This window comes from Cloacibacillus porcorum (assembly GCF_001701045.1).
GTDB classification, from domain to species: domain Bacteria; phylum Synergistota; class Synergistia; order Synergistales; family Synergistaceae; genus Cloacibacillus; species Cloacibacillus porcorum.
Window position 1 is genome coordinate 1,047,501 of record NZ_CP016757.1, and the last position, 14,077, is coordinate 1,061,577.

8 protein-coding genes and 3 rRNA genes (1 of these 11 running past the window's edge) are annotated in these 14,077 nt (G+C 54.6%); 9 read left to right on the plus strand and 2 right to left on the minus strand.

Going from position 1 to position 14,077, the window contains the following annotated elements; genetic code table 11:
• From BED41_RS04715 to rrf (BED41_RS04725), 3 genes are all read left to right on the plus strand, one after another.
• Positions 1-2,281 (plus strand): 23S ribosomal RNA (locus BED41_RS04715); it begins 693 nt to the left of the window's first position.
• A gap of 364 nt (positions 2,282-2,645) precedes the next feature.
• Positions 2,646-2,761 (plus strand): 5S ribosomal RNA (gene rrf / locus BED41_RS04720).
• A gap of 56 nt (positions 2,762-2,817) precedes the next feature.
• Positions 2,818-2,934 (plus strand): 5S ribosomal RNA (gene rrf / locus BED41_RS04725).
• 400 nt (positions 2,935-3,334) lie between these two features.
• Here the strand turns inward: rrf (BED41_RS04725) and BED41_RS04730 are convergent.
• Entirely contained in the window at positions 3,335-3,727 is a 393-nt protein-coding gene (locus BED41_RS04730) for a helix-turn-helix domain-containing protein (RefSeq protein WP_066743590.1), read from the minus strand.
• A gap of 575 nt (positions 3,728-4,302) precedes the next feature.
• On the opposite strand from BED41_RS04730, the gene BED41_RS04735 reads away from it, so the two are divergent.
• From BED41_RS04735 to phnW, 6 genes are all read left to right on the plus strand, one after another.
• The gene (locus BED41_RS04735) at positions 4,303-6,573 is read left to right on the plus strand and encodes an Ig-like domain-containing protein (RefSeq protein ID WP_168160231.1); all 2,271 of its coding nucleotides are present in this window, start codon (positions 4,303-4,305) and stop codon (positions 6,571-6,573) included.
• A gap of 198 nt (positions 6,574-6,771) precedes the next feature.
• Positions 6,772-7,824, plus strand: a complete 1,053-nt coding sequence (locus BED41_RS04740; RefSeq protein ID WP_066743599.1) for a putative 2-aminoethylphosphonate ABC transporter substrate-binding protein — start codon at positions 6,772-6,774, stop codon at positions 7,822-7,824.
• Positions 7,825-7,834: 10 nt separating this feature from the next.
• Positions 7,835-8,803, plus strand: a complete 969-nt coding sequence (locus BED41_RS04745) for an ABC transporter ATP-binding protein (protein ID WP_066743601.1) — start codon at positions 7,835-7,837, stop codon at positions 8,801-8,803.
• A 2-nt stretch (positions 8,804-8,805) separates the two neighbouring features.
• The gene (locus tag BED41_RS04750) at positions 8,806-10,455 is read left to right on the plus strand and encodes a putative 2-aminoethylphosphonate ABC transporter permease subunit (RefSeq protein ID WP_066743603.1); all 1,650 of its coding nucleotides are present in this window, start codon (positions 8,806-8,808) and stop codon (positions 10,453-10,455) included.
• Positions 10,452-11,252, plus strand: a complete 801-nt coding sequence (phnX, locus tag BED41_RS04755; protein WP_066743606.1) for a phosphonoacetaldehyde hydrolase — start codon at positions 10,452-10,454, stop codon at positions 11,250-11,252. Before BED41_RS04750 ends, phnX begins: the two co-directional genes overlap by 4 nt.
• Positions 11,239-12,375 (plus strand): 2-aminoethylphosphonate--pyruvate transaminase, encoded by a 1,137-nt coding sequence (gene phnW / locus BED41_RS04760; RefSeq protein ID WP_066743608.1) that lies wholly within the window; start codon positions 11,239-11,241, stop codon positions 12,373-12,375. Before phnX ends, phnW begins: the two co-directional genes overlap by 14 nt.
• Here phnW and BED41_RS04765 read toward each other — a convergent pair.
• Positions 12,372-13,628 (minus strand): glycerate kinase type-2 family protein, encoded by a 1,257-nt coding sequence (locus tag BED41_RS04765; protein WP_229712397.1) that lies wholly within the window; start codon positions 13,626-13,628, stop codon positions 12,372-12,374. The genes phnW and BED41_RS04765 overlap by 4 nt on opposite strands.
• Positions 13,629-14,077: the final 449 nt, after the last annotated feature.

Sequence of the window (14,077 nt, forward strand, 5' to 3'; positions counted from 1 at the left end):
CAGCGAAAGCGAGTCTGAACAGGGCGCAAGTCACATGCTATAGACCCGAAGCCATACGATCTATCCATGTCCAGATTGAAGACCGGGTAACACCGGTTGGAGGATCGAACCACAGCCTGTTGAAAAAGGCCTGGATGAGGTGTGGATAGGAGTGAAAAGCTAATCGAGTATGGTGATAGCTGGTTCTCCCCGAAATGCATTGAGGTGCAGCCTCAATCGGTAAGACTGCAGGGGGTAAAGCACTGAATAGGTGAGGGGGCAGCACTGCCTACCGAGCTTAATCAAACTCAGAATACCTGCAGATCTGGATTGGGAGTGAGACTGCGAGTGCGAAGATCCGTAGTCGAAAGGGAAACAGCCCAGCCCGACAGCTAAGGTCCCAAAGCCCATGCTAAGTGTTACAAGGATGTGGGGATGCCCAGACAGCCAGGAGGTTGGCTCAGAAGCAGCCATCCTTGAAAGAGTGCGTAACAGCTCACTGGTCGAGCGTCCCTGCGCCAAAAATGTGGGGGGCTAAGCATGGCGCCGAAGCTTCGGATTCAGTGGAAATATCCATTGACTGGTAGGGGAGCGTTCTATACAGGACGAAGCATGATTGTAAGATCATGTGGACAATATAGAAGTGAGAATGACGGCATGAGTAGCGAAAAGTGTGCGAAAAACACACTCACCGAAAACCCAAGGATTCCTGGGGAAGGTTCATCCACCCAGGGTTAGGCGGGACCTAAGGCGAGGCCGAAAGGCGTAGTCGATGGACAGCAGGTAGACAATCCTGCCCTTTGGCAGTTCGTTTGACAGATGGAGTGACGCAGAAAGCTATGCACGCCGGGTGATGGAAATCCCGGTACAAAGTAGTAGGCTTGAGAAAGAGGCAAATCCCTTTCTCTCCAAGGCCGAGAACTGACGTGGAAGAATCCAATTCGAGAAGGTGCAAATGCTCGGCTGCCGAGAAAAACTTCTATGGAGAACTGTCGAACCCGTACTCAAAACCGACACAGGTGGGTTGGCTTAGAAGGCTAAGGTGAACGGGATAACCATTGTTAAGGAACTCTGCAAGTTGACTCCGTAACTTCGGGAGAAGGAGTGGCTGGAGATGTGAATATTTTACATAGTAAGCATCTTTGGTTCGCAGAAACCAGGCTCAGGCGACTGTTTAACTAAAACACAGGACTCTGCTGAAGGCGCAAGCCGAAGTATAGGGTCTGACACCTGCCCGGTGCTGGAAGGTTAAAGGGAGAGGTCAGCCGCAAGGCGAAGCTTTGAACTGAAGCCCCAGTAAACGGCGGCCGTAACTATAACGGTCCTAAGGTAGCGAAATTCCTTGTCGGGTAAGTTCCGACCTGCACGAAAGGTGTAACGATCTGAGCGCTGTCTCGACAGTGGGCCCGGTGAAATTGTGGTACTGGTAAAGACGCCAGTTACCCGCAGTAGGACGGAAAGACCCCGTGGAGCTTTACTGTAACTTGATATTGGATTTCGGTATAGTATGTATAGGATAGGTGGGAGGCAGTGAAATAAGGTCGCCAGACTTTATGGAGCCGTCGTTGGAATACCACCCTTATTGTGCTGGGATTCTAACCGCAGGCACTGAATCGTGATGCGGGACATTGTCAGGCGGGCAGTTTGACTGGGGCGGTCGCCTCCCAAAGAGTAACGGAGGCGCGCGAAGGTCACCTCAAGATGAATGGAAAACATCTACAGAGCGTAAGGGTATAAGGTGGCTTAACTGTGAGATTGACAGATCGATCAGAAACGAAAGTTGGTCCTAGTGATCCGGTGGTCCTGAGTGGAAAGGCCATCGCTCATCGGATAAAAGCTACCCCGGGGATAACAGGCTGATGCCGCCCGAGAGTTCCTATCGACGGCGGCGTTTGGCACCTCGATGTCGGCTCATCGCATCCTGGGGCTGAAGCAGGTCCCAAGGGTTGGTCTGTTCGCCCATTAAAGCGGTACGTGAGCTGGGTTCAGAACGTCGTGAGACAGTTCGGTCCCTATCCACTGTGGGCGCAAGGTATTTGAGAGGAACTGTCCCTAGTACGAGAGGACCGGGATGGACGTACCGCTAGTGAACCAGTTATTCCGCCAGGAGTAAAAGCTGGGTAGCCATGTACGGATCGGATAACCGCTGAAGGCATCTAAGCGGGAAGCCGGCCTCAAGATGAGATACCTCATTCGTCAAAGAAGTAAGGTGTCCGGCAGACGACCGGTTTGATAGGTTGGAGGTGTAAGAGGGTAACGCCCTTTGAGCTGACCAATACTAATACACCGAGGCCTTAACCTCATAAATCCTTTATCCGCCTAAATTTGGCAGATCTTTGCACCGTAAGGCGCAAAGCGCTGGTCGGGGTCGCGTCGACGTACAGTAGTACGTCTTAGCTCGCCCTCCCTACGCGCTTCACGTCTTTCGGCACAAATCTCTACCAAATTAAAGTTGAAATTTGAAGGTCAAAAAAGCAGGCGTATGTGGTATACTTATCCGCGTGCGAAATGACAAAGCAGGTAAACGTGAAAACGTTTATTCATAAAGTTTCTAGTGGTAATAGATAAGTGAGAAAGAAAATCTATGATTTTCGTCTTCGAACTTAGTTTGTTAGCTGGGAAAATTGACAAAGCAGGTAAACGTGAAAACGTTTATTCATAAAGTTTCTAGTGGTAATAGAGGAGTGGATCCACCCGGTCCCATGCCGAACCCGGCAGTTAAGCACTCCATCGCCGATGGTACTACGGAGGGTATCCGTGGGAGAGTAGGTCGCCGCTAGAATTAATTTGAAGAACGGCCCTGAGGAAATCCTCGGGGTCGTTTTTTGTGTTATTTATTCTGTGCGTAACAAGGGAGTGGATCCACCCGGTCCCATGCCGAACCTGGCAGTTAAGCACTACATCGCGGGTGGTACTACGGAGGGTATCCGTGGGATGGCCAGGGAGCCAAAAGGCCGGTTCTGCCTTTTGTGCGAGGTCGGCTAGTTTGTCCACCATGGCCAGGGAGCCAAATCAGTGTTTTTCTGATTTGTGCGAGGTCGGCTAGTTTGTCTGTCAGAGTAGGTCTCCGCTGGAATTAATTTAAAGAACGGCCCTGAGGGTAATCCTCGGGGCTGTTTTTGTGTCAATCATTATGTGTGAGAGGAAAATAGCGTTTTTTAGTGTGGAACGTTTTTTCTTTCTGCGTTTTGCCATGCCTCTTTAAAGACGCTTTCCTATATCAAATTTTTTCGGATTTTTTCCTCTGATGTCCCTATTATGGGAGAGCAGATGGGCAAGTTCAACTAAGACGTTTTATCGAATGGTAATTAAAGAATAATACCGACGCAGCGGTTTTTGGTAAAAAATGACTTCGCTATCTCTTGTCTCTCATAAAGTCCGAGAGCTTTTTCAGGTCACGAACATAGGAGAGGACCTTTATCTTTTCCTCCATTGCCAGCTCGGCTACCGCCGTGAAAATCTCCCGCGTGATGCCGTTTGCCGCCGCGATATCGCCGCTGTCATCCGTATACTTAAGAAAAGGGCATTCTATCTGCCTCTCTTCCCTTATATCTTTTTTACTATCCTCGCCCATCAGCGAAACGAGAGAGACATCAAGCGCGGCCGCTATCTTCTCCAACGTTTTCAGGAAGGGGCGTTTCTTCCCATTTTCGATCTCTGAGATATAGCTTACGGAGAGATCGACCCTTTCCGCGAGATTTTCCTGTGTCAGCCCCTGGGCTATCCGGTACTTCTGAATCTTCCACATTAGACAAGCCCCTTTCTTCTACCAATTTACTTAGAAAAGAGCTAAATTGCTATTAACAATAATCGAAATACTATTAATATTGAGCGAAAATATTAAAACTATATTGACTTTAAGCGAATATACATCCACTATAGCCGAATAAGAGGCGAATGTAATCCATAAAATACGAAGGTACATCTATGCAGTTTTGGTGTATCCAAATGTTTTGTTGTCTTAATTCGTAATGAGTTTTTTAGTATTCAATATCAGCAAAACAGAAACGAATAATAAACGGCGGCGACAGGTACATGCAAAAAAACGGAACAAACCGGCTGCCGGTACGCAATATTGAGAGGGGAGAGACTGTGAAGCAGAGGGCGTTATATATAACTTTTTTCATATCGCTGTCCATATCCGCGGCCTTGCTCTTTTTTCTTGCAGAGAGCATGGCCGTGCTGTGGCCGCGTTAATGAGCTTAAGGGGTTGGAAGTCTATTTTGTCTCTGCGAGGGAGGGGGAAGACAAAAGGGTTTTTATCATGAGGGTTTTGTAACGGCAAAGAAGGGGTAACAAAACAAAGAAAGGGGAAATATGAAAATGAGGAAACTAAGAAAATACGGAATAATTTTTCTTGTGTTGCTGATGGCGCTGATGTGCGCGCCGATGGCGATGGCGGCTACAGAGATAGGTCAGAACAATATTGGGGATTTATTTAAGACAGCGGGAGATTATATACTGTCTGAGGATATTGCTTTAAACGCTAACACAAAGGCGATAGAGCTTTCTAAAGATTTTACGGTAACTCTGGATTTGAACGGGCACGTGGTCTCCTCTGATACGAGTGTCTACAAAACGACTGATAGCACAAAATATCCGGCCAGCATAATCTATGCGACGTCAGGTGACATGACTATTAAGGATAGCCAGGGCGGCGGAAAATTGCTGGATGTCAGTACCGCCGCGTATAGCAGCAATAATGACGGCGTAATACGCGTGAAAAATGGAGCCAAGTTGACCGTCGAAAAAGCGATAATAGAGGTCAAAAATGGTATAGGCATCACAACATATGATGACGGGACCAGAGTGACATTTAAAGACGGTGAAATAAACGTTGAATATGGTTTTGGTATAGCCACAAACGGGACTAATATCACTGAGCCTGGTTCCGGCATCTATGTGGAGGGCGGAAAGATTACCGTAGCTAGCGCAGATTCTGCTGCTATCTATCATCCCAGCAGCGGCACCTTAAGTATATCCGGCGGAGAGTTAAGTGCTGCTGACGGCATTCAGGTAAAAGCTGGAACGGTAATGATTTCTGGAGGAACAATCACCGCATCCGGAGATCATAAAGTTCCCGCAAATGGTGTTTTCTCCGGTGGAGGAACAAACGAGCTTGGCAACGCGCTGTCTTTGATATCGCATAAGAGCTATAAGGGCGCCTCTATGGACGTGACAATTTCCGGTTCGGCGACGCTCATCTCAGAACAAACAAACGCGATTGAAACGTATATAAGCAGCGGAGGCGTGGATCATGTAAAGTCATTCAAAGTAATTGGAGGTATTTACAGCACCGATCCTAGTGATTACGTCAAAACGCCCTATGTCGTAAAGCAAGGGGCGGATATGATGTATACCGTGACCCTCGCCGGAGTGGCGGTCGATCCGTCGTCGGTCGAGCTCGTGTTGGGGCTGAAAAATACCGCGCAGCTGAAAGCCTCCAGCGATATCGACAAAGAATTCTCGTGGGAAAGCAGCGATCCAAAAGTCGTCACGGTTGAGGGCGGTTCTATCACAGCCGTCAGCGCGGGTACGGCCATCGTAACGGCTACGGGAGATGTCAGCGGGAGCAAGGGTGTCTGTAAGGTCTCCGTACGTGATACGGACGACGTTGTCGTGACACCGGCCAAACTAGAGCTTAACGTAGGCGACAGCGGCAAGGTGACGGCGACATGCGACAAGGCTGACACGTTTACGTGGGAGTCGAGCGATCCCAGCATCGCCACCGTATCGTCCGACGGCACGGTGAAGGCCGTTAAGGCCGGTATCGCCGTCGTTACGGCGAAGGGCGGCGTCAACTCCGCGGGCTGCGTCGTGAGCGTTACCGACCCAGCTAAACCCGACCCCGTCCCGACGCCTGCGCCGGTCGTTGTCGGAACGGTGGATAAAGAGGATAATCCGGTCAACACGGAGAGCGGCAAACCGGAAAATGTAGAGGCCACAGAATCCAGTGTACTCGGCGCGACGGATGAGAACAAGAGATATACTGCCGAGAAGATCGGTTTTAAGGCTACGGACCTTGTTGCTAACGCAGAGGGCGACCTTACCGTGAGCCCCGTCGTCGCCAAGAGCGCGGTCGAGTCGGTGATGTCGGACGACAGCACCGTAGCGCCGGAAAACATCACGACGCTTCCGCTGGTCGAGGCCCAGGTGGAGAAGAGCAAAAATGTAGCCGCGATAGCCCTTATGCTGATGGGCGAGGACCTCGGCGCGAAGAACGGCAGCGTCGTGGCAGATATCAACCTTGTAAAGGTATTCGCGAACGGTACGGGCGCGAAATTCGGATATGCCGCCGTCGCCTCCGAGTACGGGGACAAGATGTTCACGCTCAAGAATCTCGATGGCAAGAGCCTGGCGTCTACGGACAAGGTAAATCCCGACGAAGTTTACACCCTGGTAGTCTTTGTGGCCGACAACGGAGATTTTGACCTCGATGATACACTGGGCAACGTCGTCGACCCGATAGCGATAGCCACCAACAAGGCCAAACCGGCTCCGACTCCGCACAGCAGCTCCAGCGGCTGTAACGCGGGATTCGCGGGACTTCTTCTGCTTGCGGCGGTTCCATTTATTTACCGCAGGAAGAGGTAATGTAACGGACGCGAAGGACGATGTAACGAAGAGGCAATAGCACAAGAAACAGGCCGCCGGAGGGGTTTTCTCTCCGGCGGCTTTGTTTATGCCGTTACATATTTTTGTATTGACGTTACCTTTGCGTAACCCAGGCGAAAAGCATCCGTAACTTTGTGGTGGTTAAATTAGGCCAACACATTGAGAGGATGATTTTTAATGATTAATTTGTCGGATCAAATCGGAAAAGCCTGGAAGTTCGCGCTGCTGCTCATCGCCGTTACCGCCGTCTTTGCCGCCGCGGCGGCGCATGCGGCGGGTAAGGAGCTTATCGTCTATACGGCGCTGGAGAACGAGCAGATCAATAAGTACCTTGCCACTTTTAAGGAGGCTAATCCCGATATAGATGTTAAGATTGTCCGCGATTCTACGGGCATTATCACGGCGAAGCTGCTCGCCGAGGGCGCTAATACCCCCGCGGACGTTGTCTGGGGCACGGCGGCCTCCAGCCTTCTCGTGCTTGAGAAGAGGGGGCTTATCGAGCCATACGCGCCGAAGGGGCTTGACCGCGTTGAAAAGATGCTGAAGGATACGGCGAATCCGCCCGCGTGGGTCGGCATCGACGCCTGGGAGTGCGCGATCGTGGTGAACACCGCCGAGGCGAAGGCCCAGGGGCTGCCCGCGATAAAGTCTTACAAGGATCTTCTCCGTCCCGAGTTTAAGGGAAAGATCGTAATGAGCAACCCCAACTCGTCCGGCACCGGCTTCCTCGCCGTTTCGGGAATCCTCCAGCTGATGGGCGAGAGGGCGGGTTTCGAGTATCTCGACAAGCTGCATGAGAATATCGCGCTCTATACGCACTCCGGCTCCGCGCCCGCGAAGAAGGCCGCTTCGGGCGAGTTCCCCGTCGGTATCTCCTACGGTTACGCCGGTGTGAACCAGAAGAAGAAGGGGGCTCCCGTGGAGATCGTCTTCCCCGTGGAGGGCAGCGGCTGGGACGTCGAGGCGAACGCGCTGATTAAGAAGAAGAATATCAAGCCAGAGGCGAAGAAGTTCCTCGACTGGGCCATCTCCGACAGGGCGATTAACGCGCTGAAGGACGATTACGCGATCACGGCGGTGAAGGTGGGCAATTCGATCCCCGAGGGTTATTCAAAGGAGCCGCTCTCGCAGCTTGTGAAGAAGAACGACCTGCGCTGGGCCGCCCAGAACCGTGACCGTCTGCTGAAGGAATGGGCCTCCCGTTACGAGGGCAAGACGGAAGCGAAATAGGGGAAGATCGATGACCACTCTCCGAGCGATAAACATTACCAAGAGATTTAAAGGCATGACGGCTCTCGACAGGGTGAGCTTCGAGATTCGCGACGGAGAGTTCGTCTGCATATTAGGCCCCTCCGGCTGTGGTAAGAGCACGCTGCTGCGTTCGCTCGCCGGGCTGGAGGCCATAGATGAGGGAAGTATAGAGATCGGGGGGCGCGATGTGACCTGCGCTCCACCTTCGGAGAGAAATTTCGGGATAGTCTTTCAGTCTTACGCTCTATTCCCGAATCTCAATGTCGAGGAGAATATCGCCTACGGCCTTTGGAATAAGGGGCTCTCCAAAGATGAGGCCGCGGAGCGCGTCGCCGGCATCATCGAGACCACGGGGCTCGGCTGTCACAGTAAGAAGTATCCCCAGCAGCTTTCGGGCGGACAGCAGCAGCGGGTCGCCATCTGCCGCGCGCTGGTGCTGAATCCGGAGTTTTTGCTCCTTGACGAGCCTCTGTCGGCGCTTGACGCGAAGGTGCGTCTCAAGCTCCGCAAGGAGATTCGCCAGATTCAGCAGCGTTTCGCGATCACGACGATTATGGTCACGCACGACCAGGAGGAGGCCCTCTCGATGGCCGACCGTATCATCGTTATGAACGAGGGGCGCATCGAGCAGATGGACACGCCGCAGGCGCTCTATGACGCTCCCGTCAACGGCTTCGTCGCCGACTTCGTCGGCACGGCTAATTTTGTCGGCGCGGACCGGGCGATCCGTCCCGAGAGCCTCTGTCTCAGCAAATCGCTGTCTGACAACACGATCCAGGCAGAGGTCTGCGATGTGGAGTACCGCGGAGCCTTTTACCGCATAGAGGTGGATACGCATGTGGGGCATCTGATGGTAGATATCCCCTCGCAGCAGAGCGACGCGAAGGTTTTACGGCTCGGCAGCCGCCTCTATATAGATATTCCGCAGGATAAGGTCATAATGCTCAAGAGCGCCTAACGATGAGAAAGATAAAAAACGCCAACAGATCCGAGACCGCGCTTCTCGCGATAAATTTATCTCTGCTCTTTACAGCCGTCGCCGCGCCGATGGCTGTTCTTTTTGCGAAGGCCTTCACCGATTTTGACGGGGCCTATATCGGGTTCGCGAACTTCCGTGAATATTTTTCCTCGCCGCACCTCGTCGGGGCGCTCTGGAATTCGCTCGCGATATCGACGGCGGTCTCGCTTCTGTCGCTGCTGCTCGCCTTCACCTACGCCTACGCTCTGACGCGCGCGGTGGTCCCCGCGAAGGGGCTTTTTAAGTTTCTCGCGCTGCTGCCGCTCTGCGCGCCGACGATGATGTTCGGCATCGCGCTGATCTACCTGATCGGCAATAAGGGTGTCGTCACGATGATGGGGCTGAAGCTGCCGCTCTACGGGCCGCTGGGAATAATCATATCAGAGGTGGTCTACACCTTCCCGCAGGCCTTTCTGATCCTCTATATCACGCTCTCTTATACCGACAACCGTCTTTATGAGGCGGCGCGCGCGATGGGGACGCGGCCTATGCGGATATTGCGCACGATCACGCTGCCGGGGGCGAAGTTCGGCCTTGTCAGCGCCTTTCTCGTCGCCTTCAGCCTCTGTTTCTCCGACTTCGGCGCGCCAAAGGTGGTCGGCGGCAATTACAGCGTGCTGGCCACCGATATCTATAAGCAGGTGATCGGACAGCAGAATTTTGGGATGGGCTCGGTAGTCGGACTGCTGCTGATGATCCCCGCCGTGATAATGTTCGTCACCGAGCGTCTCACGGCGAGTGAGAACGGCGTCACGGTCAGCTCGCGCAGCATGGCCTACCGTGTGGTCCCCTCGCGTGGGCGCGACGCGGCGCTTACGGTATTCTGCACCGCCGTCGCGGGGTTTATCCTCGTGCTCTTCGGCGCGGTGCTCGCCGCTTCGCTGATAAGGGCCTGGCCCTATAATATGGCGCTGACCTTCGAGCACTTCACGGTGGACAGTCCCGCTACGGGAGGCATCAGCTCCTTTTTCAACAGCCTTGTCACCGCTTTGCTGACGGCGCTCTGCGGCACGGTATTCGTATTCATGAACGCCTGGCTGGTGGAGAAGAGCACCGCGAACAGGCTGCTGCGGCAGGCGGACAATCTCTTTTCTCTGATACCGCTGGCGCTGCCGGGGCTTTCAATTGGTCTGGCCTTCATATTCTTTTTCAATATGGAGGGCAACCCGCTGAATTTCATCTATGGTACGGCGGCGGTGCTGGTGCTCGCGAACATCGTCCATTTTTATTCGGTGCCCTATGTTACGGCCTCTTCGGCGCTGAAAAAGCTCGACCGCGAGATAGAGGCGGTCGCCGCCTCGATGGCCGTACCGTCATACCGGACGCTCTTTAAGGTTACGGTGCCGATGTGCCGCGCCGCGATCTTTGAGACGGCGCTCTATTTCTTTGTCAACGCGATGGTGACGATATCCGCGGTGGTCTTTCTCTATCCCGCGGATTTTAAGCTTGCCTCGGTGGCGATCGTCAATATGGAGGACGCGGGGGATATCGCGCCCGCCGCGGCGCTCTCCGTCCTTGTCATTCTCGTCAACGTGGCGGCGAAATTACTTTACGAATATATCTTTGTGATGAAAAGGAGCGGCAACAGATGACAAACTGCAGAAAAATCAAATGCGTGATCCTTGACTGGGCCGGTACGACGGTGGATTTTGGCTCGATGGCCCCGCTTAAGGTCTTTTCGGAGATATTCGAGCAGCGCGGCCTGCGCCTCGAGATGGAGGAGCTGCGCGCGCCGATGGGGATGCCGAAGCTCGAGCATATCCGCGAACTACTCAAAATGGAGCGCCCCGCGTGGCTGTTCAGGGAGAAATATGGACGCGCGCCGACAGACGACGACGCTCTGGGGATCTACGCCGCCTTTGAACCGGCGCTTATGAATATACTCCACAACTTCGCCGAGCCGATAGAGGGGGTCTGCGCCGCGGTGCGGGAGCTCCGGGAGGCGGGAATAAAGATCGGTTCCACAACCGGCTATACGAGAGAGATGATGGATGTCATCGAGCCGCTCGCGAAGGCGGCGGGCTACGCGCCGGACTGCGTCGTGACGCCCGACGAGGTCGCCGGTGGGCGGCCGGCGCCGTGGATGATATTCAAGAATATGGAACGTCTCGGTGTCTATCCGCCCTGCGCGGTGGTAAAGGCGGGGGATACGGCGGCGGATATCCGCGAGGGCAAAAACGCCGGTGTGATCAGCGTCGGCATCTTAAAGGGAAGCAGCGAACTGGGCCTTACGGCTTCGGAGTTCGGGGCGCTCTCCGCGGAGGAGATCGAGGACAGAAAACAGGCCGCGCGGGAGCGTTTTTACCTTGCTGGGGCCGACTATGTGCTGGAGAGCATCACAGAGCTTCCGGCTTTTGTAAAGGAGATCGGTAAAGATGAAAGAGAATAGATATCTGCTTCTGACGCCGGGGCCGCTTACGACCACCGCCGGTGTGAAGGAGGCGATGCTTCGCGACTGGTGCACCTGGGACAGGGATTATAACGACGTCGTGGAGGAGCTGCGGCGCGGGCTTGTGGAGATGGCGCTGCGTGACCGCGCCGAATGCGCCAATTATACCTCCGTGCTGATGCAGGGCAGCGGCACCTTTGCCGTGGAGTCGGTGATCGGCAGCGTGATTCCGCGGGGCGGCAAATTGGCGGTGCTCTCGAACGGCGCCTACGGCAGGAGGATAGCGGAGATCGCGGGAATTTTGAAGATACCAGCCGTTGAGCTGCGTTTTGACGAATGCGAGCGCCCCGACGCGGCGATGCTGGCCGAGATGTTGGCGGACGATCCGGCGGTGACGCATGTAGCGGTGGTTCACTGCGAGACCACGACCGGTATCCTGAACGACATTGAGAGCGTTGGCCGTGTCGCGAAGAGCTGCGGCAAAAAGTTTATCGTTGACGCGATGAGCAGCTTCGGCGGCATTTCGCTCTATATGGACGACCTCGACATAGATTTTCTGATCAGCAGTGCCAACAAGTGCATCGAGGGCGTGCCCGGCTTCGCCTTCGTCATCGCGAAGCGCGTGGAGCTGGCCGAATGCGGTGGACGTGCCCGCTCCCTTTCGCTTGACCTCTACAGCCAGTGGAAGACGATGGAGGAGCACCGTGGCAAGTGGCGTTTCACCTCGCCGACGCACGTCGTCGTCGCCTTCGCGGAGGCGATGCGCGAACTCAAAGAGGAGGGCGGCGTCGTCGCGCGCAATATGCGCTATACCGCCAATCGGGACATGCTCATCCGTGGAATGGAGGAGCTGGGTTTCCGTGCGCTTCTTCCCGATGAGCTGCGCTCGCCGGTGATAACCTCTTTCCTCTATCCGGAGGGAGTCGGTTTTGATTTTACTGACTTCTATGAGTCCCTCAAACGGGACGGTTATGTGATCTACCCCGGAAAGCTCTCCGAACGCGACACCTTCCGCATCGGAAACATCGGGGATATCCGGGAGGAGCAGATAACGGGACTTCTCGCCGCCGTCGAAAGGTACGTCAAGCGGCTGGAAAATGAAGCCCCGTCGCTCTGCGCTTAGCGGTCCACCAGCAGCAGCATCAGGTCGTTGACGTTGGTGCCGGTGGGACCGGTGACGATCAGCGAATCGCCTATTTTCAGGGCGCGGTTTGAATCATTATCCGCCAGCAGCGCCGCAGGGTCCGCGCCCCTTTTTGATATAAGGTCCCATGTCGAGCCGTCGGTCATCCCCCCGGCGGCCTCGGTGGGGCCGTCCGTGCCGTCGGAGCCGCAGGAGACGAAAACCATTCCGTCGCTGCCGGCGAGATATTTCGCCATTATCAGCGCCAGCTCCTGATTGCGGCCGCCAAGCCCCTTGCCTTTAAGGCGCACGGTTGGTTCGCCGCCGAATATGAGGGCGCAGGGACGGCGGTATGGCGAGTCCTGCGCGCCGGCGAGCTTCGATGCGCCGTATATCCGCTCCGCGAGCTCCTCAACATCCCCGTCAACGGCGTCGTCGATAATATAGGCATTGTAGCCCAGCTCTTCCGCGCGCCGCGCCGCGGCTTCGCAGAGGATGCGCACGTTGGCGGCCATCACCGTCGTTACGTTCGGCGTCTCGACAGGCTTCTGTCCTTCGATTACCTTATCGTCTATACCTAGTGAATATTTATCGTTTATATGGCGTATATCCTCCGCGCGCGCCGGGTTGGGGGCGGCGGGGCCGGAGGCTATCGATCCGAGGTCGTCGCCGAGCACGTCGGAGAGGACGATCTGATAGATTTTCGACGGCGCGCAGTGCCTGGCAAACCGTCCGCCCTTGACGGCGGAGAAGAGCTTGCGAATGGTATTTATCTCCTGTATGTCCGCGCCGCAGGCGAGCAGTCTGCCGTTCAGCCCGCGCATGTATTCCAGCGTTACGCCCGGCAGCAGGGATTCAAAGAGCGCGGAGCCGCCGCCGGAAACTAGAAAAAGTACCGCGCGTCCTTCGCTCTCTCTTTTAGTCAGCTCCAACGCCGCCTTAGCCGCCTCAAGACCATTTTCGTCAAGGATCGGATGACCGGCTTCGTATATCGAAAGGTTGGCGATCGGTCCTTCCGAATGCCCGTATTTTGTAATGACGGCGCCGCAGGCTATCCGTTCGCCAAGCTCGTCACAGGCCGCCTTCGCCATCCTCCAGGCCGCCTTGCCGATGGCGACGAGGACCAGCTCCTCCACAGGCCTCATCTCACGCAGAGCCCTGCGCACCGCCTCTTCGGGCATCGCCTCCCGCAGCGCGGCTGTATAAATTTTCTCGGCGTCTTTTCTAAGCGTGGAATTTGTAATGTTGACCAACCCCGTTCATATTGATTGAAAGATAGACTAACAGGAGGATATCACAAAAATGGAAAAATTTCAGTGGCGTATGTGCGTAATGCCGAAGCAAACGCAGATTTTTTCAGGGATGGGAAAGAGAAAAATAGTGATTTATCTTCGGGTGAGGGGAGAGATAAGTAACGATGTTTTTTGGCGCCCTCTCTGAGGGAGCTCCCCGCGAAGCGGGGTGAGGGAGAGTTGACCTTCGGTTCTCCCGCGGCTTTTGCCGCGGGCTCTGTTTGGCGCGGTTACCACGCCAAACAGAGCAACACTCCTTCCGTCAGCCGCCCAAAACAGGCGGCCGACACCTCCCTCAGAGAGGGAGGCAACAAGGGCTAGAAGCTAAACCGCAATTTATCTTTCCCCGCAATTGCGTAAATCGGCGTTTAGAAGTGCGAGTTGCTAAATAAAATGGTGGTTCCGATACC

Bases quoted from the DNA above. Each gene is read 5' to 3' on its own strand.
- BED41_RS04740 (WP_066743599.1), top strand. From the start codon at position 6,772: ATGATTAATTTGTCGGATCAAATCGGAAAAGCCTGGAAGTTCGCGCTG.
- BED41_RS04745 (WP_066743601.1), top strand. From the start codon at position 7,835: ATGACCACTCTCCGAGCGATAAACATTACCAAGAGATTTAAAGGCATG.
- phnW (WP_066743608.1), top strand. From the start codon at position 11,239: ATGAAAGAGAATAGATATCTGCTTCTGACGCCGGGGCCGCTTACGACC.
- BED41_RS04735 (WP_168160231.1), top strand. From the start codon at position 4,303: ATGAGGAAACTAAGAAAATACGGAATAATTTTTCTTGTGTTGCTGATG.
- BED41_RS04750 (WP_066743603.1), top strand. From the start codon at position 8,806: ATGAGAAAGATAAAAAACGCCAACAGATCCGAGACCGCGCTTCTCGCG.
- phnX (WP_066743606.1), top strand. From the start codon at position 10,452: ATGACAAACTGCAGAAAAATCAAATGCGTGATCCTTGACTGGGCCGGT.
- BED41_RS04730 (WP_066743590.1), bottom strand. From the start codon at position 3,727: ATGTGGAAGATTCAGAAGTACCGGATAGCCCAGGGGCTGACACAGGAA.